The organism is Streptomyces sp. NPDC034084 (assembly GCF_055575535.1).
The window spans coordinates 1,115,343-1,137,388 of the sequence record NZ_JBVISK010000001.1; the positions used below are offsets into that span (position 1 = coordinate 1,115,343).

The 22,046-nt window shown below is 72.7% G+C and carries 21 protein-coding genes; 10 read left to right on the plus strand and 11 right to left on the minus strand.

All coding sequences use genetic code 11. The features are described from left to right. The first annotated feature begins 13 nt into the window (after positions 1–13). Together ACZ51I_RS05080 and ACZ51I_RS05085 are read left to right on the plus strand one after the other, a co-directional pair. On the plus strand, positions 14–1,342 hold the full coding sequence (locus ACZ51I_RS05080) for a nicotinate phosphoribosyltransferase (protein WP_468871564.1): 1,329 nt from the start codon (positions 14–16) through the stop codon (positions 1,340–1,342). A 247-nt stretch (positions 1,343–1,589) separates the two neighbouring features. Further along, positions 1,590–2,189, plus strand: a complete 600-nt coding sequence (locus ACZ51I_RS05085) for a nicotinamidase (RefSeq protein WP_468871565.1) — start codon at positions 1,590–1,592, stop codon at positions 2,187–2,189. Positions 2,190–2,235: 46 nt separating this feature from the next. Here the strand turns inward: ACZ51I_RS05085 and ACZ51I_RS05090 are convergent, their stop codons facing one another. Beyond that, the gene (locus ACZ51I_RS05090) at positions 2,236–2,547 is read right to left on the minus strand and encodes a hypothetical protein (RefSeq protein WP_468871566.1); all 312 of its coding nucleotides are present in this window, start codon (positions 2,545–2,547) and stop codon (positions 2,236–2,238) included. 122 nt (positions 2,548–2,669) lie between these two features. Next, positions 2,670–5,078 carry an immune inhibitor A domain-containing protein gene (locus tag ACZ51I_RS05095; protein ID WP_468871567.1) on the minus strand — a complete coding sequence of 803 codons (2,409 nt, stop codon included), beginning with the start codon at positions 5,076–5,078 and terminating at the stop codon, positions 2,670–2,672. A gap of 328 nt (positions 5,079–5,406) precedes the next feature. Between ACZ51I_RS05095 and ACZ51I_RS05100 the strand changes: the two genes are divergently transcribed. Continuing rightward, the gene (locus ACZ51I_RS05100; RefSeq protein ID WP_468871568.1) at positions 5,407–5,664 is read left to right on the plus strand and encodes a hypothetical protein; all 258 of its coding nucleotides are present in this window, start codon (positions 5,407–5,409) and stop codon (positions 5,662–5,664) included. A gap of 39 nt (positions 5,665–5,703) precedes the next feature. On the opposite strand, the gene ACZ51I_RS05105 is transcribed toward ACZ51I_RS05100, so the two are convergent. After that, complete coding sequence (locus ACZ51I_RS05105) at positions 5,704–6,420, minus strand: RDD family protein (protein WP_468871569.1); 717 nt, start codon at positions 6,418–6,420, stop codon at positions 5,704–5,706. Between the two features lie 80 nt (positions 6,421–6,500). Then, positions 6,501–7,865: an RDD family protein gene (locus tag ACZ51I_RS05110; RefSeq protein WP_468871570.1), complete on the minus strand. Its 1,365-nt coding sequence runs from the start codon at positions 7,863–7,865 to the stop codon at positions 6,501–6,503. Between the two features lie 299 nt (positions 7,866–8,164). Here ACZ51I_RS05110 and ACZ51I_RS05115 point away from each other — a divergent pair, with 299 nt between their 5' ends. Then, positions 8,165–8,656 carry an SsgA family sporulation/cell division regulator gene (locus tag ACZ51I_RS05115; RefSeq protein ID WP_468871571.1) on the plus strand — a complete coding sequence of 164 codons (492 nt, stop codon included), beginning with the start codon at positions 8,165–8,167 and terminating at the stop codon, positions 8,654–8,656. A 22-nt stretch (positions 8,657–8,678) separates the two neighbouring features. Here ACZ51I_RS05115 and ACZ51I_RS05120 read toward each other — a convergent pair whose 3' ends face one another. Continuing rightward, on the minus strand, positions 8,679–10,061 hold the full coding sequence (locus ACZ51I_RS05120) for an FAD-binding oxidoreductase (RefSeq protein WP_468871572.1): 1,383 nt from the start codon (positions 10,059–10,061) through the stop codon (positions 8,679–8,681). A gap of 98 nt (positions 10,062–10,159) precedes the next feature. On the opposite strand from ACZ51I_RS05120, the gene ACZ51I_RS05125 reads away from it, so the two are divergent. Continuing rightward, complete coding sequence (locus ACZ51I_RS05125; protein WP_468871573.1) at positions 10,160–11,584, plus strand: tetratricopeptide repeat protein; 1,425 nt, start codon at positions 10,160–10,162, stop codon at positions 11,582–11,584. Between the two features lie 92 nt (positions 11,585–11,676). On the opposite strand, the gene hppD is transcribed toward ACZ51I_RS05125, so the two are convergent. After that, positions 11,677–12,816 carry a 4-hydroxyphenylpyruvate dioxygenase gene (gene hppD, locus ACZ51I_RS05130; protein WP_468871701.1) on the minus strand — a complete coding sequence of 380 codons (1,140 nt, stop codon included), beginning with the start codon at positions 12,814–12,816 and terminating at the stop codon, positions 11,677–11,679. A 136-nt stretch (positions 12,817–12,952) separates the two neighbouring features. Here hppD and ACZ51I_RS05135 point away from each other — a divergent pair, with 136 nt between their 5' ends. From ACZ51I_RS05135 to ACZ51I_RS05150, 4 genes are all read left to right on the plus strand, one after another. Next, complete coding sequence (locus ACZ51I_RS05135; RefSeq protein WP_468871574.1) at positions 12,953–13,432, plus strand: Lrp/AsnC family transcriptional regulator; 480 nt, start codon at positions 12,953–12,955, stop codon at positions 13,430–13,432. A gap of 147 nt (positions 13,433–13,579) precedes the next feature. Then, positions 13,580–14,161 carry an ArsR/SmtB family transcription factor gene (locus ACZ51I_RS05140; protein ID WP_468871575.1) on the plus strand — a complete coding sequence of 194 codons (582 nt, stop codon included), beginning with the start codon at positions 13,580–13,582 and terminating at the stop codon, positions 14,159–14,161. Positions 14,162–14,240: 79 nt separating this feature from the next. Then, the gene (locus tag ACZ51I_RS05145; RefSeq protein WP_468871576.1) at positions 14,241–14,441 is read left to right on the plus strand and encodes a hypothetical protein; all 201 of its coding nucleotides are present in this window, start codon (positions 14,241–14,243) and stop codon (positions 14,439–14,441) included. 38 nt (positions 14,442–14,479) lie between these two features. Beyond that, positions 14,480–15,814: an MFS transporter gene (locus ACZ51I_RS05150; RefSeq protein WP_468871577.1), complete on the plus strand. Its 1,335-nt coding sequence runs from the start codon at positions 14,480–14,482 to the stop codon at positions 15,812–15,814. Here the strand turns inward: ACZ51I_RS05150 and ACZ51I_RS05155 are convergent. Together ACZ51I_RS05155 and ACZ51I_RS05160 are read right to left on the minus strand one after the other, a co-directional pair. Beyond that, positions 15,747–16,541, minus strand: a complete 795-nt coding sequence (locus ACZ51I_RS05155) for a S16 family serine protease (protein WP_468871578.1) — start codon at positions 16,539–16,541, stop codon at positions 15,747–15,749. The two genes, ACZ51I_RS05150 and ACZ51I_RS05155, sit on opposite strands and share 68 nt — an antisense overlap. A 9-nt stretch (positions 16,542–16,550) precedes the next feature. Further along, the gene (locus tag ACZ51I_RS05160; RefSeq protein ID WP_468871579.1) at positions 16,551–17,681 is read right to left on the minus strand and encodes an alpha/beta hydrolase family protein; all 1,131 of its coding nucleotides are present in this window, start codon (positions 17,679–17,681) and stop codon (positions 16,551–16,553) included. Between the two features lie 82 nt (positions 17,682–17,763). On the opposite strand from ACZ51I_RS05160, the gene ACZ51I_RS05165 reads away from it, so the two are divergent. Then, positions 17,764–18,699 (plus strand): ArsR/SmtB family transcription factor, encoded by a 936-nt coding sequence (locus ACZ51I_RS05165; RefSeq protein ID WP_468871581.1) that lies wholly within the window; start codon positions 17,764–17,766, stop codon positions 18,697–18,699. Between the two features lie 220 nt (positions 18,700–18,919). Here the strand turns inward: ACZ51I_RS05165 and ACZ51I_RS05170 are convergent, their stop codons facing one another. The 3 genes from ACZ51I_RS05170 to ACZ51I_RS05180 all read right to left on the minus strand — a co-directional run bounded on the left by ACZ51I_RS05170 (position 18,920) and on the right by ACZ51I_RS05180 (position 22,043). Next, positions 18,920–19,561, minus strand: a complete 642-nt coding sequence (locus ACZ51I_RS05170) for an IclR family transcriptional regulator (RefSeq protein WP_468871582.1) — start codon at positions 19,559–19,561, stop codon at positions 18,920–18,922. 356 nt (positions 19,562–19,917) lie between these two features. Beyond that, positions 19,918–21,714, minus strand: a complete 1,797-nt coding sequence (locus ACZ51I_RS05175; protein ID WP_468871702.1) for a DEAD/DEAH box helicase — start codon at positions 21,712–21,714, stop codon at positions 19,918–19,920. A 140-nt stretch (positions 21,715–21,854) separates the two neighbouring features. Continuing rightward, positions 21,855–22,043 carry a hypothetical protein gene (locus tag ACZ51I_RS05180; protein WP_468871584.1) on the minus strand — a complete coding sequence of 63 codons (189 nt, stop codon included), beginning with the start codon at positions 22,041–22,043 and terminating at the stop codon, positions 21,855–21,857. Between the last annotated feature and the right edge of the window lie 3 nt (positions 22,044–22,046).

Genomic DNA, 22,046 nt, shown 5'->3' on the forward strand with positions numbered 1-22,046 from the left:
TAGCATCGCTGACATGAACGCTGCGGACCTTGGGCTGCCGGTGGACGTGCCGTCGACCGCGCTCTTCACCGATCAGTACGAGCTGACCATGCTCCAGGCGGCCCTGCGGGCCGGCACCGCCGACCGTCGCTCCGTCTTCGAGGTCTTCACCCGGCGGCTGCCCGAGGGGCGGCGCTACGGCGTCCTCGCGGGCGTCGGCCGGGTCCTGGACGCCGTCGAGAACTTCCGGTTCGACCCCGCCGTCCTCGGCTTCCTCCGGGAGCACGGCATCGTCGACGAGCCGACCCTGGAGTGGCTGGCCCGCTACCGCTTCTCCGGCGACATCTGGGGCTACCCCGAGGGCGAGGTGTACTTCCCCGGCTCCCCCGTCCTCCGCGTCGAGGGCTCCTTCGCGGAGTGCGTGCTGCTGGAGACCGTGGTCCTCTCGATCCTGAACCACGACTCGGCCATCGCGGCCGCCGCCTCCCGCATGTCGGCCGCGGCCGGCGGCCGGCGCCTGATCGAGATGGGCGCCCGGCGCACCCACGAGCTGGCGGCCGTCGCCGCCTCCCGCGCCGCGTACGTCGGTGGCTTCGACTCGACCTCGGACCTCGCGGCCGGCTTCCGCTACGGCATCCCGACCGTCGGCACCTCCGCCCACGCCTTCACCCTGCTCCACGACAGCGAGCGGGACGCCTTCCGGGCCCAGGTGGAGACCCTGGGGCGCGGCACGACCCTGCTCGTCGACACGTACGACGTGACCGAGGCGGTCCGTACCGCCGTGGAGGTCGCCGGGCCCGAGCTGGGGGCCGTACGGATCGACTCCGGCGACCTGCTGCTCGTCGCCCACCGGGTGCGGTCGCAGCTGGACGAGCTGGGCGCCCGGGACACGAAGATCGTGGTCACCTCGGACCTCGACGAGTACGCCATCGCCTCGCTCGCGGCGGCCCCGGTCGACGCGTACGGGGTGGGCACGCAGCTGGTCACCGGCAGCGGCCACCCGACCTGCTCCATGGTCTACAAGCTGGTCGCCCGCGCCGCCTCGGCCGACCCGAAGGCGCCGCTGGTGCCCGTGGCCAAGAAGTCGCTGGGCGGCAAGGCCTCGGTCGGGGGGCGCAAGTGGGCGGCCCGCCGGCCCGACGCGGCCGGGGTCGCCGAGGCCGAGGTCGTGGGCACCGGCCCGGTCCCGCCGGAGCTGGCCGAGCACCAGTTGCTCGTCGAGCTGGTGAAGGGCGGCGACGTGGTGGCCCGGGAGCCGCTGGAGGCCGCGAGGTCGCGGCACATCGCGGCGCGCGCGGGGCTGCCGATGTCGGCGATGCAGCTGTCGCGGGGCGAGCCGGTGCTGCCGACCGAGTACATGTAGGAGTCCTCGGAGACGCCCCCTCCCGAACGGAGGGGGAAGTCTCCCGGGGGTGTCTCGTCGGTCCGGCCGGATCAGGGAGCGGCGTCTGGTGCCGTGGATCGCAAGGCGGAGGAGGGAGGCATGGCGGAGTCATGCCGACCGACGACAACGCGGCGAGGCTCGGTGCCAGGCGTCGCGAGCCTGGCCTGATCGGCAAGACACCCCCTAGGCTCGAATCCTCCCTCCCCACGCGCTAAGGACACCCGCCATGCACCGCGCATTGATCGTTGTGGACGTTCAGAACGACTTCTGCGAGGGCGGCAGCCTCGCGGTGACGGGCGGCGCGGACGTCGCCGCCGCCATCACCGACCTGGTGGGCGAGACGGCGGGCAGCTCCTACCGGCACGTCGTCGCGACCCGCGACCACCACGTCGACCCGGGCGGTCACTTCGCCCCGTCCGGGGAGGCGCCGGACTACGTGTCCTCCTGGCCGGTGCACTGCGTGGCCGGCACGGAGGGCGTCGGCTTCCACCCGAACTTCGCGCCCGCCGTCGCGAGCGGTGCGATCGACGCCGTCTTCGACAAGGGCGCGTACGCGGCGGCGTACAGCGGCTTCGAGGGGCGTGACGAGAACGGCCGGACGCTCGCGGAGTGGCTGCGCGAGCGGGACGTCACCGAGGTCGACGTGGTCGGCATCGCCACCGACCACTGCGTCCGGGCGACGGCCCTGGACGCGGCGCGGGAGGGCTTCAGGACCCACGTCCTGCTCGACCTGACGGCAGGGGTGGCCAAGGAGACCACGGACAGGGCGCTCGAGGAGCTCCGGACGGCGGGCGTGGCGCTGACGGGCAAGCCGGTCGTCGCGTAGGGCCGGCCCGGCGACGCGCGCCGGACCCGGCCGGGCACCCCCGGCTCTACGCGGCGGGCTCCCTCGGGAGGGAGCGGACCGGGTGCCAGAGCTCCTGGGCGGCGCCCGGTGTGGATCTCCACAGCAGGCCCTCCGGGTGGTGCAGGACCGCGGTGACCTCGTCGGGGGTGGGCGGCTCGCTGTTGCCCCGGAGGTAGACCGCGCGGAGCCCCAGGTTCCGCAGCCGGGTCAGGGCGCGGGCGCGGTTGGCCGCGTGGACCAGGAAGCGGACGGTGGCGCCGTCGCCGGCCGGGCTGGGTAGCCCTATGGCGACGACCACGCTGCCTCCCGGCAGCTTGCAGAACCCTCCGTTGGGCATGCGGAACCACTCCCCCGTGGATCAGATGTCAATAAGACTTGGGTCAGACGCACCTAAACACGATCGGCCGCCGCCCGCTAGGGGGCGACGGCCGATCATGACGTGACCTGCGGTTTTACCGATTACTTGGTCGAGGGACCGACCTGAACCGTGATCGTCTGGCCATCCTTCGGCTCCTTGACGACCTGGATCTTGGTGTTGGTGTCAGTTACCTGGACACCGGCGCGCGGGGTCTCGGCGAACCAGTAGACGCCCTTGCGGTCGTCGAAGGTCGGGTTGCCCGCCTGCGACGGGACCCAGGTGGCGACGCCCTTGTTGTGCAGCTGGAAGCCGTCCGTGCGGGAGATGCTGAACGGCGAGTCGTACGCCTGGACGCGGTTGCGCATCAGCTCACCGTTGGACCACTTCAGCGGGCTCGGGTGCGCGTCGATCGGGAGGACCAGACCGGCGCCCGGGTGCTGGGAGGTGTTGTTGTCCTTCTGGGACAGGTCCCACTTCCAGATGAGCAGCCCGTTCTGGTACGGGTAGTGCTCGACCCAGCTCTCCTTCGCCCCGGTGAACCCGAAGTTGTACGGGCCGACCTTGAGGGTGGAGTCGTACGAGACGTACTGGCGGTTCTCCGCGATGTAGTACTGCTCGTACTCCTTCGTGAAGCCCTTGCCGACCCGCGAGAAGCCCTTGGCGACCCAGCCGTTGTCGCCGTTCTCGGCGCCGTCGGAGAAGACGGGGGCGCCGTCGGCGGTCAGCGTGATGGCGTCGGCCGTGAAGCCCTTGCCGCCCGCGCCGCCGTCCGTCTGGTAGCGGAAGCGGAGGTCGAACTTCTTGCCCGCGTACGCGCCCAGGTTGTAGACGAGCTTCTTGCGGGTGTCGGAGACGCCGGTCAGCCCGGGGGCGCCGGCCGCGTCGCGCGGGAGGGCCACGCCGTCGGCGGTGCCGTCCAGGGCCGTCCAGTTGGCGCCGCCGTCGGTCGACACCTCGGTGTAGAGGTAGTCGTACTCGGCCTCGATGTCGTACCAGCCCTGGAGCTCCAGGGAGGCGGACGTCTTGCCCGTGAGGTCGACGGAGCGGGTCAGGGTGTTCTTGAGGTCGTCACCCATGTTGCTCCACCACTGCGAAGTACCCTCGGCGGGGGCGACGATGTCGGTGGTGACCTGCTTCTTCGGCAGCTCGACGACGAGCGCCTGCGGGTTCTTGGTGTTGTACTCCGAGACGCCCAGCTTGTGGGTGGTCTTGGTGGAGCGCTGCCAGTCGTTGACCTTGGCGTAGTTCAGCCAGCCGAGCTGGAGCTTGTCCCAGGCGGTCATGTCGCCGGGCAGGTCGCCGATGGCGTCCTTGCCCTGGCCGAGCCAGGAACCCGAGGACATGAGGGTCCAGAACCCGGTGGAGTTCTCGCCGCCCGCGGTGTCGTAGTGGTCCGGCAGACCGAGGTCGTGGCCGTACTCGTGGGCGAAGACGCCGAGGCCGCCGTTCTCCGGCTGCATCGTGTAGTCGCCGACCCAGATGCCGGTGTCACCGATCGGGGTGCCGCCGGCCTTGTTGTTCTCGGGGCCGGTCTTGCCCGCGTTGGTGCCGTAGGCGTACCAGCGGTGGGCCCACAGGGCGTTCTTGCCCTCTGCGCCGCCGCCGGCCGACTCGTCCTCGCCCGCGTGCACGAGCTGGAAGTGGTCGATGTAGCCGTCGGCCTCGTTGAAGTTGCCGTCGCCGTCGAAGTCGTAGCGGTCCCACTGGTCGTACTCGGCCAGCTGGGCCTTGATCTGGGCGTCGGTCTTGCCCTTGGCCTTCTGGTCGGCGACCCAGGCCACGAGGCCGTCGCGGACGGTGTCCCAGACGTTGGAGCAGTTGGTCTGGCCGCAGTAGTTCGAGCCGTAACGGGCCTCGTTGTACGGGACCTTGACCCAGTCGGAGACCGTGCCGTCGACCGAGTAACGGCCGGACGAGGTCCGCTCGTAGAAGGTCTTCAGGGACTGCTTGGGCTTGCCCTTGGCGTCCTTGCCGGTACCGAAGTACAGGTCCTGGAAGTGCTGCTGGTTGTAGTCCGCCTGCCAGGCCGTGGAGTTGTCGTTCGCACGGTCCGGCTCGGCTATGCGGTTGTGCATCGGACCGGGCTGGCCGCCGTACTTCGGCTTCAGCTCGGGGGTGTCGTCGTCCTTGCGGTCGACCAGGGTGGTGTTGTCCACCTGGTCGCCGAACTCGACGAGGATGGTGAAGATCTTGTCGGTCTTCTCGCGGCCGAGCTCGACGTACTTCTTGGCGCCGAGCTTGACGACCTGGGAGCCGCCGCGGTTCTCGATCTTGGCGTCACCGTTCAGGACCCGCTCGAGTGCAGCCTTGCGCTGCTGCTCCTGCTGGTCGCTGTAGGGGCCTTCGAGGTCGTGGTCGACCGTCGTCTTGTCGACGGTCTGGATGCCGGCCGGCGGCACGCTTCCGTGGTTGTCGGCCCAGGCGGTGGTGAAGGTCGAGGCGGTGGCGGCGGTGGCCGCGAGCGCCACGACGACTGCGGACGCTCTGATCGCCCGTCGTCTGTTGGTCACTTGAAGTTGTCCTCCCCGGCGCCCGCGCCCACGGACCGAAGGTGGGGTGTCCGTCCGGCGGGGTCGCGCGTCACAAGTGACGACATTCGACCGGAGTGGGACGAGAAAAGACAGATCTTGACTTGCACGGGTCAACTGCACTATGCGGGAGCGGATTTCCGATAATCGAACACTCGGCGGGCGCACAGTGAAGGAAGCTTGACGGTTTCGTGACCCCCGTGCGCCCCCCGTGCACCGGCGGCGTGGGTGAGGTCACGCTTACCCGTCACACCGCCCGGGCATCCACCGTCGTAGAGTCGAACCGAAGCCTGGAGGGGTGGTACCCGTCATGCAGCGTCCGAACGCCGCACAGCTCACCTACGGTTCGGCCACCGTCGTCCTCGCGACCGTCGCCCTGCTGCTGGTCTCCGGTACGACGACGACCCTGGGCATCGCGGTGGCCTGCGCCGCGGGCCTGCTCCTCGGGGCCCTGGTGGCGGTGAGGATGCCGGTACGCGAGCGGCCCGTCAATACCCCTGTGAACGAAGAGATCCGGGTGCCGGCCGAGCGCGTGGGCGCGGGGGCCGATACCCGGATCGGTTCGTGACGTTTCGTCCCTGCCCCCCCGCCTACTGGGGGACGGTGCCTACTGGGGGACGCTGACGACGACCGTCTTCGCCGCCTTGTCGTGCAGGCCCTGCTTGTACGGCTTGTCGACCATGATCAGGATCAGGATCAGCAGCGGCCACAGGCAGGCGCAGCAGATCAGCGCGGGCAGCCAGAGCACGACGGCGCGCAGCAGCGACTGGCTCATCGGGGGCGTCGATCCGTCGTTGAGCATCGCGACCCGAAGCTTCATCAGCTTCTTGCCGAGCGTCTGGCCGTTCCGGGCCGTCAGGACGGTGTCGTACGCGACGTACGCGACGATCGTGATGAGCTGGAAGACGAGCTGGCTGCCGCCGTTGAGGCTGTTGAACGCGTCCCCGAAGTCGTCGTCGTCGGTCGCCCGCTGGTAGACGTGGAAGGGGATGCCGATGATCGCGAGCGGCACCGCGACGATCACCCAGTCGACGAGCCGCGCGAGGACCCGGCGCCCGGTGTCCGCGAGCGGGGGCATCCCGGAGAGCGGATCGGTCCCGCCGTACCCGCCGCCGTAGCCACTGCCGTACGGGGGCGGGGGCGCGTTGTCGTACGGGGAGCCGTACGGGGAGTCGTACGGGCTCCCCGGCGGGGGCCCGCCCGGCGGGGGCCCGCCCGGCGGGGGGCCGCCCGGCGGCGGGCCGCCCGGCGGCGGCTCCGGGGACCTCTTGCTGAAGGGGTCGTCGTCGGGCGGCTGGCCGGGCGGCGGCTGGTCGGTGCTCATGGGGGCAGTGCATCCCGGGCGGAACGGGCCCGCAAGGAATCACCGCCCGTTCGGGGGACGGCGGCCCCCCGGAGGACCGCTCAGCGCGCCACGAAGGTACCGGCCGCCTTGTCGTGCCAGCACTGGCGCCAGGGGCGGTCGAAGAGACACCACAGGACGTTGAACACGCCGATGACCAGGAGCCCCAGCACGCTGTAGACGAGCCAGCGGCGGATCGACTTGCCGAACGTCGGCGGCTCGTGCGCCTCGATGTCCCGCACCTCGAGCCCGCACAGCTTCTTGCCCAGGGTGCGGCCCCACTTGGCCGTGGGCAGCGCCTCGTACAGGAGGCCGATGACGAACAGCGAGGCGAGCGCGATGCCGAACTGGACGGAGGTCGTCGAGTCGAGCAGCCAGACCTGGACGGTGGTGCCGGACTGCCGGGCCGCCTCGATCTTGCCCTCGATGTGGTCGAGGGCGGCGGTCACGAAGGGCATGGAGGCCGCGCCGACCAGGGCGCCCAGGACGACGCTGTCGATCAGCCGGGCGAGCAGCCGCCTGCCGAGCCCCGCCGGGCGCGCGGAGGCCTGTGCGCGGGCCGCCTTCTGGAACACGTCCTCGACGGGCGGCTTCCAGGGGACGACGGGCTGCTGCTGCTCCTGGGCCTGGACGGGCGGCTGGGCCTGCTGGGCCCAGGAGGGGGCGGACGGCGCCGCCTGTACGGGGGCGGGAGCGGGGGTCTGGACGGGCGCCGGTGCCGGGGCTGCCGCCGCGGGTGCCGGGGCCGGTTGCGGGTGGGGCTGCGGCTGGGGCTGGGGCTGGGGGGCCGGGGCGGGCGTCGGGATCGGGGTGACGGGCATGCCTCCGAGGCGGGCCGCTCCCCCGGTCGCGCGGGGGTCCGCGGCGGGCGCCGGCTCCTCCGGCTCGCTCCCGCCCGCGACCGGCCACTCCGCCGGGGTGCGCGGGTCGGGTGTACGGGGCGCACCCCAGGAGACCTGCCGGTCGAGCTCGCCACCGAACCCGGCCTGACGGGAGGAGTCCGCCTGCCAGGCGGACGCGGGCTCCGCCGCGAGCGGCTCCTCGTCGAGGAAGACGGGCCCGGTCTCCTCCACCGTGGGTACGGGCGCCGGCGCGGGGGCCTGCGCCTGGGCGGGCACGTGCGCGGCCGCCTGTACGGGCGCGGCGGACTGCGCGGGCGCGTCGGGCGGGGCGGTCGCCGTGTGGGGGGTCGTCGGTGGGGTGGGGGCGGCCACCGGGGTCGGGGCCGGGCCGGAGGCCAGGATCGGGCCGGCCGGGATCGCCGAGGCGGGCGGGTGGGGCGGCGCCTCGCCGTTCGCGGGGGCGGGCCGGCTGGTGCCGGGCACCCACGCGCCGCCGTTCCAGTACCGGATGTACCCGGGAATGGACGGGTCCGGGTAGTACCCCGCCTGCGGTACCTCTTCGCCGCCTCCAGGAGGAGTAGCCACTGCCCCGACTCCGTTCAGTCACAACGCCTTTGATCCGCACGGCCGCGTGCCGGGCGTGCCGCGCCCAAGGAGGACAGTAACGAAGAACGTCCCCGAGGGGACAAGGAGCCCGCGAGAAAGCCCGCCTTCGGGGGGACGCGGACCGGAATCGATCACTCCCGGTGATGTTCGGGCCGACACATCCCCGCCCGGAGACTTCCCGGGAAAAACTTTCCCGAAGTCGCGTAATGAACCGCGGCCACCCCGCTCTCTCCCGGTGAAGGCCCGTCCGGGGCCCGCCCACGAGAAGGAGCACGAGCATGCAGAACACCGACAACACCACCGTCGAGCGCGAGCTGGAACTGAAGCTGGTGCTCTCCCCCGAGCGCTCGATCCCCGTCCCCGCCCGGCTCGCCTACCGGACCGAAGACCCGTACGCCGTCCACGTCACCTTCCACATCGGCACGGACCACCCGGTCCACTGGACCTTCGCGCGCGAACTCCTCGTCGAGGGCGTCTTCCGCGCCTGCGGGCACGGGGACGTCCGCATCTGGCCCACGAAGGTCGACGGCCGCGGCGTCATCCTGATGGCGCTCTCCTCCCCCGACGGCGACGCGCTGCTCGAAGCCCCGTCCGGGCAAGTGTCCGCCTGGCTGGAGCGGACCCTCCTCGCGGTGCCGCCGGGCACCGAGTCAGAGCGGCTCGGCATCGACGACGGGCTCGCGGAGATCCTCGCGACCACCGTGGCCGCCGACGAGCTGTGGCTGCGGGACCCGTGGCCGTCGGACGAGTCCCAGGACGGCGAGCTGTGACCCCGTACCCCTGGACGGGAACTCAGAACAGTTTTCCGGGGTTGAGCAGCCCCAGCGGGTCGAAGGCGGCCTTGATCCCGCGCTGGAGCTCCAGGCCGACCGGCCCCAGCTCCCGTGCCAGCCACTCCTTCTTGAGGACGCCCACGCCGTGCTCGCCAGTGATCGTCCCGCCGAGGGCGAGCCCGAGCGCCATGATCTCGTCGAAGGACTCCCGCGCCCGCCGCGACTCGTCCTCGTCGGTGTGGTCGAAGCAGACGACGGGATGGGTGTTGCCGTCGCCCGCGTGCGCGCAGACGCCGACGGTCAGGTGGTACTTCTCCGCGATCGCCGCCGTGCCGTCGAGCATCTCGGCGAGCCGTGTCCGGGGCACGCACACGTCGTCGATCATCGTCGCGGACTTGATGGTCTCCAGGGCGGTGAGGGAGAGCCGGCGTGCCTGGAGGAGGAGTTCGGACTCGGCGGTGTCCGCGGCCGGGACGACCTCGGTGGCGCCCGCCGCCGTGCACAGTTCCCCGACGGCGGCCAGGTCGGCGGCCGGGTCCGGGGTGTCGAAGGCGCACAGGAGCAGCGCCTCCGTGGTGTCGGGCAGACCCATGCGCGCCAGCTTGTTGACCGCCTGGACGGTGGTGCGGTCCATGAGTTCGAGCAGCGAAGGGGTGTGGCCGCCCTCCATGACGGCGCAGACGGCCTCGCACGCGGCGGCCGCGGAGGGGAACTCGGCGGCGAGCGCGAGCTGCGCCGGCGGCTGCGGCTTGAGCGCGAGGACGGCCCCGACGACGATGCCGAGACTGCCCTCCGAGCCGACGAAGAGCCGGGTCAGGTCGTAGCCGGCGACGCCCTTGGCGGTGCGCCGGCCGGTGCGCAGGAGCCGGCCGTCGGCGAGGACGACGTCGAGTCCGAGGACGTACTCGGCGGTGACCCCGTACTTGACGCAGCACAGGCCGCCGGAGGCGGTGCCGATGTTCCCGCCGATGGTGCAGCTCTCCCAGCTGGAGGGGTCGGGCGGGTAGGAGAGGCCGTGTTCGGCGACGGCGCGGGACAGCACGGCGTTGACGACGCCCGGTTCGACGACGGCGATCCGGTCGACCGGGTTGATCTCCAGGATGCGGTCCATCCTGACGAGGGAGAGCACGACGCAGCCGTCGGATGCGTTGGCGGCGCCCGACAGGCCCGTGCGGGCGCCCTGCGGGACGACGGGGACGCGGAGTTCGGTCGCGGTGCGCATGACGTGCTGGACCTGTTCGACCGTGCGCGGGAGCACGACGGCCGCGGGGGTGCCGGCCGCGCAGAAACTCGCCATGTCGCGTGCGTAGGAGGCGGTCACGTCCGGATCGGTGAGGACCGCCTCGGCGGGGAGCCCGGCGCGCAGCCGCGCCGTGAGGTCGTCCTTCTGGAGATCGTCCATGCGTCCAGCGTGGCACCCGGGGCCATCGGTGTGAACTCCCCGGAGGGAGCGCTTCGTGTGCTCTTCGTACAGGCGGGGACGGGAGCACAGTGAGCGCCATGAAGACCGAGAACGTGTCGAGGACGGTCCTGGCCGCCGGGGTGGGAGCGGTGCTCGCGGCGACGGCGCTGCTGTACGTACCGCAGTTCGCCGGCCAGGGGCCGCCGCCCCCGCCCGGTCCGGCGGAGCGGGCGGTGAGCGCCGCCCACGCGGGCGCGCAGGCCGCGCTCCCGGACCTGGCCGCGCTGATCGCGGACCGGGAGACGTGGCTGGGGGCCCATCCGGACGACGAGGCGTCCTGGGCGGAGCTGGGCGCGGCGTACACGGAGCGGGGCAGCCGGCTCGGAGACGTACGGGACTATCCGCGCGCCGAGCGGGCGCTGCGCCGCTCGCTGGCCGAACGGCCCGCCGCGCGCGGCAATCTGGAAGCGCAGCTGGGTCTCGGGGCGCTCGCGGGGGCGCGGGGCGACTGGCGGGCGGCCAGGGAGTGGGGCGAGCGGGTGCGGAAGGCCGACCCGCGCCGGTGGCCCGTGTACCCGGTCCTGATGGACGCGTACAACGGACTCGGGGAGTACACGGCGGCCCAGAAGGCCATGGAGAGCCTGGAAAAGCTCCACGCGGGCGCGGTGGTGCGGGCCAGGGCCGCGCAGACGTACCGCGACCGGGGCTGGCGCGAGGACGCCGACGCGGCGGCCCTCGACGCGGCGGCGCTCGCGGAGACGGACCCGGAGAAGACGGCGGCGCTCGCGCGGCTCGGGGACCTGGCGTGGGAGCGGGGCGAGCCGGAGGAGGCCCTCGGGCGGTACGGGGCGGCGCTGCGGCTCGTACGGGACCACGGGCCGTCGCTCGCGGGCCGGGCGCGGGCGCTGGCGGCCCTCGGGCGCACGGCCGAGGCGGTGCGCGACTGGCGGGCGGCGCTGGCGCGGCTGCCGTTGCCGGACTACTTCCTTGAGGCGGGCGAGCTGTACGAGTCGCTGGGCCGGGAAGGGGACGCGCGGGCCCTGTACGAACGGCTGCGGACGGGCTCGTGGTCGGGGGCGGAGGTGGCTCTCGGCCTGCTCGAGGCGGACCACGGCGACCCGGCCGCGGCGGCCGTCCGGCTGCGGGCGGAGTGGGCGCGGGGCCACCGCTCGGTGCGGGTGGCGGACGCTCTGGGGTGGGCGCTGCACCGCTCGGGCGCGTCGAAGGAGGCGCTGGGGTACGCGAGACGGGCCACCGAGGAGGGCCTGCGGAGCGCGCTCTTCACGTACCACCGGGGTGAGATCGAACGGGCCCTGGACCAGACGGCCCCGGCCCGCCGCCACCTGGAGGAGGCGCTGCGGATCAACCCCGCGTTCTCCCCGCTGCACGCCCGGAAGGCGGAGGAGGCGCTGACGGCCCTGGGCGAACTCCCGGACGAACTCCCGGCGGAGCTCCGCCCCGAGCCGACCACGAAGCCGGCGAGTGCGACCGGCACCAAACGCCCCGGCCCGTCCCCCGCGTGAGCCGGGGTCGCGCCCGCTCCCGTGTGGGTCCACCACCGGCGGCATGCGGGAGGGGTCCCGGGGGGGTGCCCCCGGGACCCCTCCCGTGGCCGTTACAGGTTGCCGCGCTTCTCCTGCTCGCGCTCGATCGCCTCGAACAGGGCCTTGAAGTTGCCCTTGCCGAAGCCCATCGACCCATGGCGCTCGATCATCTCGAAGAAGACGGTCGGACGGTCCTGGACCGGCTTCGTGAAGATCTGCAGCAGGTAGCCGTCCTCGTCACGGTCGACGAGGATCTTCAGCTCGCGCAGGATCTCGACGGGCACGCGCGTCTCGCCCGCCCACTCGCCGAGCGTGTCGTAGTACGAGTCGGGGGTGTCGAGGAACTGCACGCCCGCGGCCCGCATGGCGCGGACGGAGGCGACGATGTCGTTCGTGGCGAGCGCGATGTGCTGGACGCCGGCGCCGCCGTAGAACTCCAGGTACTCGTCGATCTGCGACTTCTTCTTCGCGATCGCCGGCTCGTTGATCGGGAACTTCACCTTGAGGGTGCCGTCCGCGACGACCTTCGACATGAGCGCCGAGTACTCGGTCGCGATGTCGTCGCCCACGAACTCCTTCATGTTCGTGAAGCCCATGACCTTGTTGTAGAAGCCGACCCAGTCGTTCATCTTGCCGAGCTCGACGTTGCCGACGCAGTGGTCGATGGCCTGGAAGGTGCGCTTGGCCGGGGGCTCGACGATCGGGTTCGCGGAGACGAAGCCCGGCAGGTACGGGCCGTCGTAGCCGGAGCGCTCGACGAGGGTGTGGCGGGTCTTGCCGTACGTGGCGATGGCGGCGAGGACGACGGTGCCGTGCTCGTCCTTCAGCTCATACGGCTCGGTGATGCCGGTCGCGCCGTGCTCGACGGCGTAGGCGTACGCGGCGCGGGCGTCCGGGACCTCGATCGCCAGGTCGACGACGCCGTCGCCGTGCTCGGCGACGTGCTCGGCGAGGAAGCGGCCCCAGTCGGTCGCGGCCTTGATGACGGAGGTGAACACGAACCGGGCGGAGCCGTTGGTGAGGACGTAACTGGCGGTCTCGCGGCTGCCGTTCTCCGGTCCGGAGTAGGCGACCAGCTTCATGCCGAAGGCCGTGGAGTAGTAGTGCGCGGCCTGCTTGGCGTTGCCGACGGCGAAGACGACCGCGTCCATTCCCTTGACCGGGAAGGGATCGGCCTCACGCGCGGTGGAAGGGTTGGGATCGATAGTCATCGAGGTATCTGCCATGGCAGCAATGTCCCGCCGTTCGGCAAGGTGCGCAAGAGTTTGCTGATCCACTGGTCAAGCTGTACAGCGACCCGCGAGTATGGCCGTGCGACTTGTACATCCTGACCATGGGGAGGCCGCTGTGGCGATCGATCATTTGGACGGCCGGCTGATCGCGCTGCTCGCGCGCGAGCCGCGCATCGGCGTCCTGGAGGCCTCCCGGCGCCTCGGGGTGGCGCGCGGCACGGTGCAGGCGCGGCTCGACCGGCTCCAGGCGAGCGGGGTGATCCGTGGGTTCGGCCCGCAGGTGGACCCGGCGGCGCTCGGCTATCCGGTGACGGCCTTCGCGACCCTGGAGATCAAGCAGGGCCAGGGCGCGGACGTGCGGGGGCACCTGGCGACGGTGCCGGAGGTCCTGGAGCTGCACACGACGACGGGCCACGGCGACATGCTGTGCCGGCTGGTCGCCCGCTCGAACGCGGACCTCCAGCGGGTGATCGACAAGGTGGTGGCCTTCGAGGGGATCGTACGGGCGTCCACGGCGATCGTGATGGAGAACCCGGTGCCATTGCGGATCATCCCGCTGGTGGAGCAGGCGGCGAGCGGGGAGCCGCTGCCGTAGCGACATCCGCCGTCCGTGCGGACGACGTGACGCAAAGGGGTGACACGAAGCAAGTGACACCAAGCAGGTGATGCAAAGGAGTTGATGCAAAAAGAACCTTGCAAAGAACCCCTTGCAACTACTTCTTTGCAACTCTACGCTTCAGGCATGCCCGAAGCCGAGGAACAGCCGAGCCCCGCCCTGGACCCCCGCTCCCTGCGCGGACTCGCCCACCCGCTCCGTATCCAGCTGCTCCGCGTCCTGCGCCGCAGCGGCTCCGCCACCGCCTCCCAACTGGCCGAGCGCCTCGGCGAGTCCAGCGGTTCGACCAGCTACCACCTGCGCCAGCTCGCCGCCCACGGCTTCGTCGAGGACGACCCGACGCGCGGCAAGGGCCGCGAGCGGTGGTGGCGGGCGACCCTGCAGTCCACGACCTTCGACGAGTCGCTCTACAAGAACCCCGACCCGGAGGTGCGGGGCGCCATCGCGGTCTACACCCACGAGATCGCGAACATCCACACCCAGGAGCTCAACACCTACCTCGGCACCCGCCACGACTGGCACGAGAGCTGGCTCGGCGCCTCCGACATGAGCGACTTCACGCTCCGCCTGCCGCCCGAGAAGCTGCGTGAGCTCGACGAGCGGATCCACGCGCTCATCGAGTCGTACCGGGACGCCGCCGAGAAGGACGCGCCGGACGCCGAGCGCGTACGGATCCACTTCCACGCGTTCCCGCAGCGCGAGGACTGACCCGGCTCTCCCGCACGGCCGCACCGTGACCACCCCGCACCCGCACCCGCACCCGCACCCGCGGAAGGAACCCCACCTCATGCATGCCGACATCCATCTCCAGCTGCACGCGCCGGCCGCCGCGGAGCTGCGGCGCGAGGCCGCCGCCGCCCTGCCGCTCGCCCCGTCCCGCGCCGCCGCCCGCGTCCCCGCGCTCCGCGCCCGACTGGGCTGGACGCTGGTCGAGCTGGGCCTGCGCTTGGTCGCGCCGGCCGGCCGCCCGGCCACCGCGGCCGCATGACCGCGCAGGGGGGAACGGGGACACCGGGGAAAGACCACATGAGGACGACGCGGCGCGACCGCACACCACTGGCCACGGTCCTGGCCGCCAACGCCATTTCCATCAGCGGCAATTCACTCACGCTCATCGCCGTCCCCTGGTTCGCCCTGGAGACCACCGGCAGCCCCGGCAAGGCGGGCCTCGTCGCCTTCTGCGCCGCCCTGCCCGTCATCCTCTCCGCCGTCGTCGGCGGCCCCGTCATCGACCGGATCGGCCGCCGCCGGGTCTCCATCGCCTCCGACCTCGTCTGCGCCCTCGCACTCGCCGCCATCCCGCTGCTCAACCACGCCGGAGTGCTCCGGTTCTGGATGCTGTGCGCGCTGATGGCCGTCACCGGCCTCTTCCACGCCCCCGGCGAGACCGCCCGCAACGTCCTCACGCCCGACCTCGCCGAGCGGGCCGGCACCCCGCTCTCCCGGGCCACCAGCTTCTACGACGCCGTCTCGCGCGGCGCCCGGATGACCGGCGCCGCGCTCGCCGGCCTGCTCGTGGCGGTCCTCGGCGCCGACACCGTCCTGTACGTCGACGCCGCCACGTTCGCCGTCTCCGCGCTCCTCGTCCTCGTGGGCCTGCGCGGGATCCCGTCCGCCGAACCGGTGCGCGGGGCACCGCCGTTGTCCCTGAGCGTGTACCGCGCCGACCTGCGCGAGGGCTACTCGTTCATGCTGCGCACCCGGCTGCTCCTCGGCGCCAACCTCATGGTGATGGTGACCAACGGCCTTTCGCAGAGCTGGAGTTCGGTCCTGCTGCCGGTGCACGCCCGGCAGGAGCTCGGCGGGTCGGCGGCGCTCGGCCTGCTCGTCTCCGTCTTCGGCGGCTGCGCCCTCGTCGGCGCCCTGCTCTACGCGGCGGTCGGCCACCGCTTCCCCCGCCGCCCGGTCCTCGCGGTCGGCTTCCTCCTCTGCGGCGCCCCCGTGTACGTGACGGCCGCCCTCACCGACTCCACCCCGCCGCTGCTCGTGGTGATGGCGCTCGGCGGTCTCGGAGCCGGGGTGCTCAACCCCATCCTGAGCGCGGTCTTCTACGAGACCGTCCCCGTCGAGCTGCGCAGCCGGGTGGGCAGCGCCAGTACGGCCAGTGTGCTCCTGACGACCCCGCTCGGCGGGCTCGCCGCCGGTCTCCTGGTGGAGCGGGCGGGCATCACCACGACACTGCTCGCCCTGGGCGGGCTGTACTTCCTGGCCACGCTCTGCCCGCTGGTCTTCCCGTCCTGGCGGGCGATGGACGCGCCGCGCGGCACCCCGGCCGGGGGCAGGGGCGGCGGGCTCAGCAGCTCGGGACCTTCGACTCCTGTCCCTGTTCCAGGGCCCGCAGGGACGCCACCGCGTCGCTGAGCCCGGTGACGGGCACGAGCCGCAGGCCCTTCGGCTGTTCGGCCAGCGCCTCCGAGCACTCGTCCTTCGGTACGAGGAAGACGGTGGCCCCGTCGCGGGCGGCGGCCTGCGTCTTGAGGGACACCCCGCCGACCGCGCCGACCGCGCCGTCCGGCTCGATCGTGCCCGTACCGGCGACGGTCCGGCCGCCGGTGAGGTCGCCGCCGGCCCCGTCGCCGTCGAGCTTGTCGACGATGCCGAGGGAGAAGAGCAGTCCGGCGCTGGGCCCGCCGATGTCGGCGAGGTGCAGGGTCACCTTCACCTTCCCGGGATCCTTCTTCAGGTACCCGAGCGCGGCGAGGGTGGCCGCGTCCTGCGACTGCTTCATCTGCCCGAGGTTGTGCTTCTCGATCTCCGCGTCCGACTTCCCCGAGGGGTAGACGGAGTCGTGCGGCAGGACGGCCCGGTCGGTCCGGAACCAGGCGTCGGCCACGTCCCCGAGGTCCACGTCCGTGGACGGCCCGGTCGCGATGATCGTCGTCATCCGCAGCTCCCCCTCGGTGGGCCGGACCGGGGCGCCGGTGATGGTGATGACCTCCCGCCCCTTGTCCGCGCCGAGCACGTCGGCGGTCGAGCCGGGCTGCGCGATCGCGTACGGCAGGGGCGCGAGCCCGACGACGGCGAAGAGCGCGGCGACGGGCAGGGCGCAGAGCGCGAGGGCGCGGGGGCGGGAGAGGCGGGAGAGCACGCCCCCAATCTACTGGGGCGCGCGCCGGGGGCAGGCCGGGGGCGCGGGCGCCCGGAGCCGCCGGTCGAAGAAGGCCCGCACCCCGTGCCGTACGACGGCCGTCGCCGCCGCCGTGTCCCCCGCCCCGACGAGTGCGGCCCTGGCCCCGGCGGTGACGAGCCCCGCGACCTGGAGCTGCGGGACGAGGTGCGCGTAGTCGCTGAAGATCCAGTGGTTCGCGTCGGGCAGCAGGACGCGGCGGGCGGGGATCCCCGCCCAGGAGCGTTCGATGCGCGCGGAGCCCTCGAAGCCGTCCGTGCGGAACATGAGCAGGGGCCGTTCGAGGCCCGCCACCAGCTCCGGGTCGAGGTCGAGGTACCCCTCCAGGTTGATCCCGGCGGCGATCCGGTCGTCGCCGGCGAGCGCGTGGACGGCGGCGGTGCCGCCCGCCGAGTGCCCGTACACGCCGATCCGGCGCGGGTCCATGAGAGGGGCGAGGGGCAGGCCGGCGAGCCGGTCGAGGACGAAGCGGAGGTCCGCGACCCTGGTGTCGATCATGGTGCGGAAGGTGGCCGGGTCCGGGGGCCCGGTCAGGACGGTCCAGCGCAGCCCGCTCGGCAGCTCCACCTGGCCGGCGTCGCCGGGATGGTCGACGAGGACCACGACGCGGCCGTGGCTCGCGAGGTCCTCGGCGAGGGTCGTGCCGAAGGTGCGGGAGTCACCGCCGCCCGGGGTGTACAGCAGCACCGGGCGGCGCCCGGGGAGCGGGGGCGCGCCCACGTGCCCGTGGGTGAGGACCGCGCCCCACTCGACACCGGCGGCGGGCAGGCCGGGCCGCGCCAGGGGCGCCAGGTCGGCGAAGACCTCGGCCTCGGCGGGGGTGAGCTGCGGGGCGCGCGGGAAGCCGCGGACGGTACGGGCCGGGTACAGGACGCTGATCATCACCTCCCGCGCGCCGGACACCCAGGGGTCGTCGCGGGAGGTGTCCGTCAGGGCGAAGGTGCGGATCCCGACGGGGTGGGGGCCGGTCGGCGGGGGCAGCCGGAGCGCGGCGGGCCCGTCCGCCGCCCGGGCGACGGAGGGGCCGAACAGGACGGCGGCGGCACCGAGGAGGGCGCCTTTGGCGACGGTGCGGCGGCTGGGTGCGGGGTGCGGTGTCATGCACGGCATCCTGGGGCGGGACGGGGGCGGAGCACGATGCTTCAGCCTGTACCCGAAAAGCTGGCGCGGGGAGGGCCGAGGGTTGCTGCGCATCCACTTCACGGCGGAGGACCTCACCCGGGTGCGGTTCGCGCCCCGGCCGTCCCCCGTGCCGGAACTCCACGCCGCCCTGATGATGCTGGGCGCCCCGCACGAGGAGCTGCTCTTCGGGCGCTGGCGGGGCAGAGTGCTGCGTGCCCTGCCGGCCGCGGCCGAGCCGCTCGCCGACCTGGTGCCGGGCGGGGTGGCCCCGTACTTCCTCGACGTCCTCGGCGGGACGCGGCAGGAGGGCCTCGCGCTGATGCGGGCGGTGCGGCCGGAGGTCGTACGGTCGGAGCTGGAGCGGGTGTACGCGGGGCAGGGCGCCGTGCCGGGCTGGATCCGGGGCCTGCACGGCGGGAGCCCGGAGGCGTGGCGGGTGCTGGAACGGGCGCAGCGGGCGGCGTACGAGACGGTTCTGGCGCCCGTGTGGCCGCTGGTCCAGGACCTGCACCGGGCGGAGTTGACGCGGCACGCGCTGACGGTCGCCGAGCGGGGTCTGGGCGCGGCCCTGACGGCCCTGGCGCCGGGGCTCCGTGACGGCGTCTGGTCCTGGCCCGGCCCCTCGCGCGAGGTCCGCCTGGCGGGGCGGGGCCTGGTCCTGCTGCCCACGTTCCACTGGCGGGGCGGGCCACTGGTCCAGGACGTGCCGGGGCACGAGGTGGTCCTCACGTACCCGGCGGGCGGGGGCCTGCCGCTCGCCCCCTCCCCCGGCGAGGACGCCCTCGCCGGGGTCCTGGGCCGGACCCGCGCCGAACTCCTCCGCGCCCTGACGGAACCCCTCACGACCACGGAACTGGCCCGCCGCCTCGGCGTCAGCAACGCGACGGCGTCGGCGCACGCGCGGGCCCTGCGGGCGGCGGGCCTGCTCACGACCACCCGCACGGGCAAATCGGTCCACCACGCGCCGACGCCGCTGACCCACCTCCTGGCCCCTTGACCCCGCCGCCGGCGTTCCGTCGGGGAATGGGCCTCTTCGGGGGCGGCCCCCGAGGGCGCCGCACCGGGGTCGTGGGCATGCGTTCCGCCGGGGCGGAACGGGTGGGCACAACCCACGACGGCGCCCCCAGGTCGTGGGCAGGCGTCCCGCAAGGCGATGGGGTGCGGGCGCAGCCCACAGGCGGGCACTGCGCAGGCCCTGGCCACCCCCGCCGCGCGTTCTAGCGCAACGCGTCGGCGACCTCTCGCGCCGCGTCCACCACCCGCGGCCCCACCCGCTCCGGTACCGCGTCCGCGAGCATCACGACGCCGACGCTGCCCTCGACGCCGGTGACGCCGACCAGCGGGGCGGCCGCGCCGCTCGCGCCGGCCTCCAGTTCGCCGTGGGTGAGGGTGAAGCCGGGTTCGGTCAGTCCGCCGTGCCGGGCGGCGAGGATCGCCCGGCCGGCAGCGCCCCGGTCGAGCGGGTGCCGGAAGCCGGCCCGGTAGGCGACGTGGTAGTCGGTCCAGGTCGGTTCGACGACCGCGACCGCGAGCGCCTCCGCCCCGTCGACGAGGGTCAGATGGGCGGTCGCCCCGATGTCCTCGGCGAGTGAACGGAGCGCCGGCAGCGCGGCCTCCCGTACCAGGGGGTGGACCTGACGCCCGAGCCGCAGCACGCCGAGGCCGACGCGGGCGCGTCCGCCGAGGTCGCGGCGGACGAGGGCGTGCTGCTCGAGCGTGGCGAGGAGCCGGTAGACCACGGTCCGGTTGACGCCGAGTTTGTTGGACAACTCGGTGACCGTCAGGCCGTGGTCGGTGTCGGCGAGCAGTTTGAGGACTCTGAGTCCCCGGTCGAGCGTCTGGGAGGTCTCCGCGGTCACGACGCCCTCTCCTTCGGGGTGAGTGGCGGCGGGCTCTCACGGAGTTACGGCGCCGGTCCCGCGGCGACGCACGTCAGAGGCCGCCGGCAGGAAGGGGTACACCGGCTGCGCTCCGCGGCGGCGCTGCCACGGGGCGATTGCTTGTGAGCCGGGACAGTAGCGGCGCGGTCCGCTCAGCGGAAGACCTCGTCCAGAATCCGGGCGCCGGCGACCGGATAGAGACGATTCGGGACCTTCGGCAGACAAGATCGGCTTTGTCATGCCCGTAACGAGCAGGTAGGGGACGCCGGATCGCGGTACGCGCGAGGCCCGTACGCACACCGGCGTACGGGCCTCGGTCACTCACGTGCGGGGGCTCACCGCATCCGCGTGGCCCACTCCTGCACCTTCTTGATCCGTTCCCGGATCTGCCCCGCCGTCGCCTCCGCGCTCGGCGGCCCGCCGCACACCCGGCGCAGCTCGGTGTGGATCACGCCGTGGGGCTTGCCGCTCTGGTGGACGTACGCGCCGACCATCGTGTTGAGCTGCTTCCGCAGTTCGAGCAGCTCCTTGTGGGAAACGACGGGCCGCCGCTCCGCCGGGAGCTCCAGGAGGTCCGCCTCGGTGTCCGGCTTCTTGCGGCTGTGCGCGATCTGCCGGGCCTGGCGCTTCTGGAGGAGCAGCTGGACCTGGTCGGGTTCGAGGAGGCCCGGGATGCCGAGGTAGTCCTGCTCCTCCGCGCTGCCGGGGTGGGCCTGCATGCCGAACTCGGCGGCGTTGTAGAGCACGCGGTCGAAGACGGCGTCGGACTCCAGCGCCTCGAAGGGCAGCATGTCCTGCTCGCCGGTGTCCTCGTCCTGCTGGCGCTCGGCCTCGGCCATCTCCTTCTCGGACTCGGCGTACGGGTCCTCGTCCTCGCCCGCCTTCTTCGGCCTGTCGAGGACGTGGTCGCGCTCGACCTCCATCTCGTTGGCGAAACCGAGGAGGCTGGGGATCGTCGGAAGGAACACGGACGCGGTCTCGCCGCGCCTGCGGGATCGCACGAAGCGGCCGACGGCCTGGGCGAAGAACAGCGGCGTCGAGATGGTCGTCGCGTACACGCCGACGGCGAGGCGGGGGACGTCGACGCCCTCGGACACCATGCGGACGGCGACCATCCAGCGGTCGGTGCTCTCGCTGAACTCGTCGATGCGGTTCGAGGCGCCGGTGTCGTCGGAGAGGACGACGGTGGCCTTCGTACCGGTGATCTCGCGGATCAGCTTGGCGTACGAGCGGGCCGAGTCCTGGTCGGAGGCGATGACGAGGCCGCCGGCGTCCGGGATGGACTTGCGGACCTCGGTCAGCCGCTGGTCGGCGGCGCGCAGCACGTTCGGCATCCAGTCGCCCTTGGGGTCGAGGGCGGTGCGCCAGGCCTGCGAGATCGCGTCCTTGGTCATCGGCTCGCCGAGGCGGGCGGCGATCTCGTCTCCGGCCTTCGTCCGCCAGCGCATGTTGCCGCTGTAGGAGAGGAAGATGACCGGGCGCACGACGCCGTCGCCGAGGGCGTTGCCGTAGCCGTAGGTGTAGTCGGCCGAGGACCGCCGGATGCCGTCGTTCCCCTCCTCGTACGTGACGAAGGGGATCGGGTTGGTGTCCGACCGGAAGGGGGTGCCGGTGAGCGCGAGGCGCCGGGTGGCGGGCTCGAAGGCCTCCAGGCAGGCCTCACCCCAGGACTTGGAGTCTCCGGCGTGGTGGATCTCGTCGAGGATGACGAGGGTCTTGCGCTGCTCGGAACGGTTGCGGTGGAGCATGGGCCGCACGCCGACACCGGCGTACGTGATGGCGACCCCGTCGTACTCCTTGCTCAGCGGTCCGGCGCTGTAGTCGGGGTCCAGCTTGATCCCTATCCGCGCCGCCGCGGCCGCCCACTGCTTCTTGAGGTGCTCGGTGGGGGCGACGACGGTGATCTGCTGCACGACGTGGTGGTGCAGCAGCCAGGAGGCGAGGGTCAGGGCGAAGGTGGTCTTGCCGGCGCCGGGCGTGGCGACCGCGAGGAAGTCACGGGGCTGCTCCTGGATGTACTTCTCCATCGCGCCCTGCTGCCAGGCGCGCAGCTTGCCGGCGGTACCCCACGGGGCCCGTCCGGGGAAGGCGGGAGAAAGGTGATGGGAGGAGGTGGCGGTGGTAGTCACGATCTCCGGGTTCGACGTTCGTCACGAAAGGACAGTCCAGATATGACAACCGGGCCACCTTACCGGCGACCCGGCCGGGACGTCGTACGCGACAGGGTGGGCGCGATCCGGTTGTGACTCAGCTCGCGTGGTCGTCGATCAGCTCACGCAGTCCCTGCGCGCACCTTCACCTCGTCGGTCTCACCGGTCGCGACGGCGATGACCAGGCGTTCCGCCGTGTCGATGTCGGTGCGCAGCTGGATCCCGTCCATGGCGAGGCTGGTGCCCTCCTGCTCGGTGCGCAGCTTGAGCGCCTCGGTCTGGTCGTCGCGGAGACGTAGGTTCAAGGCCATACC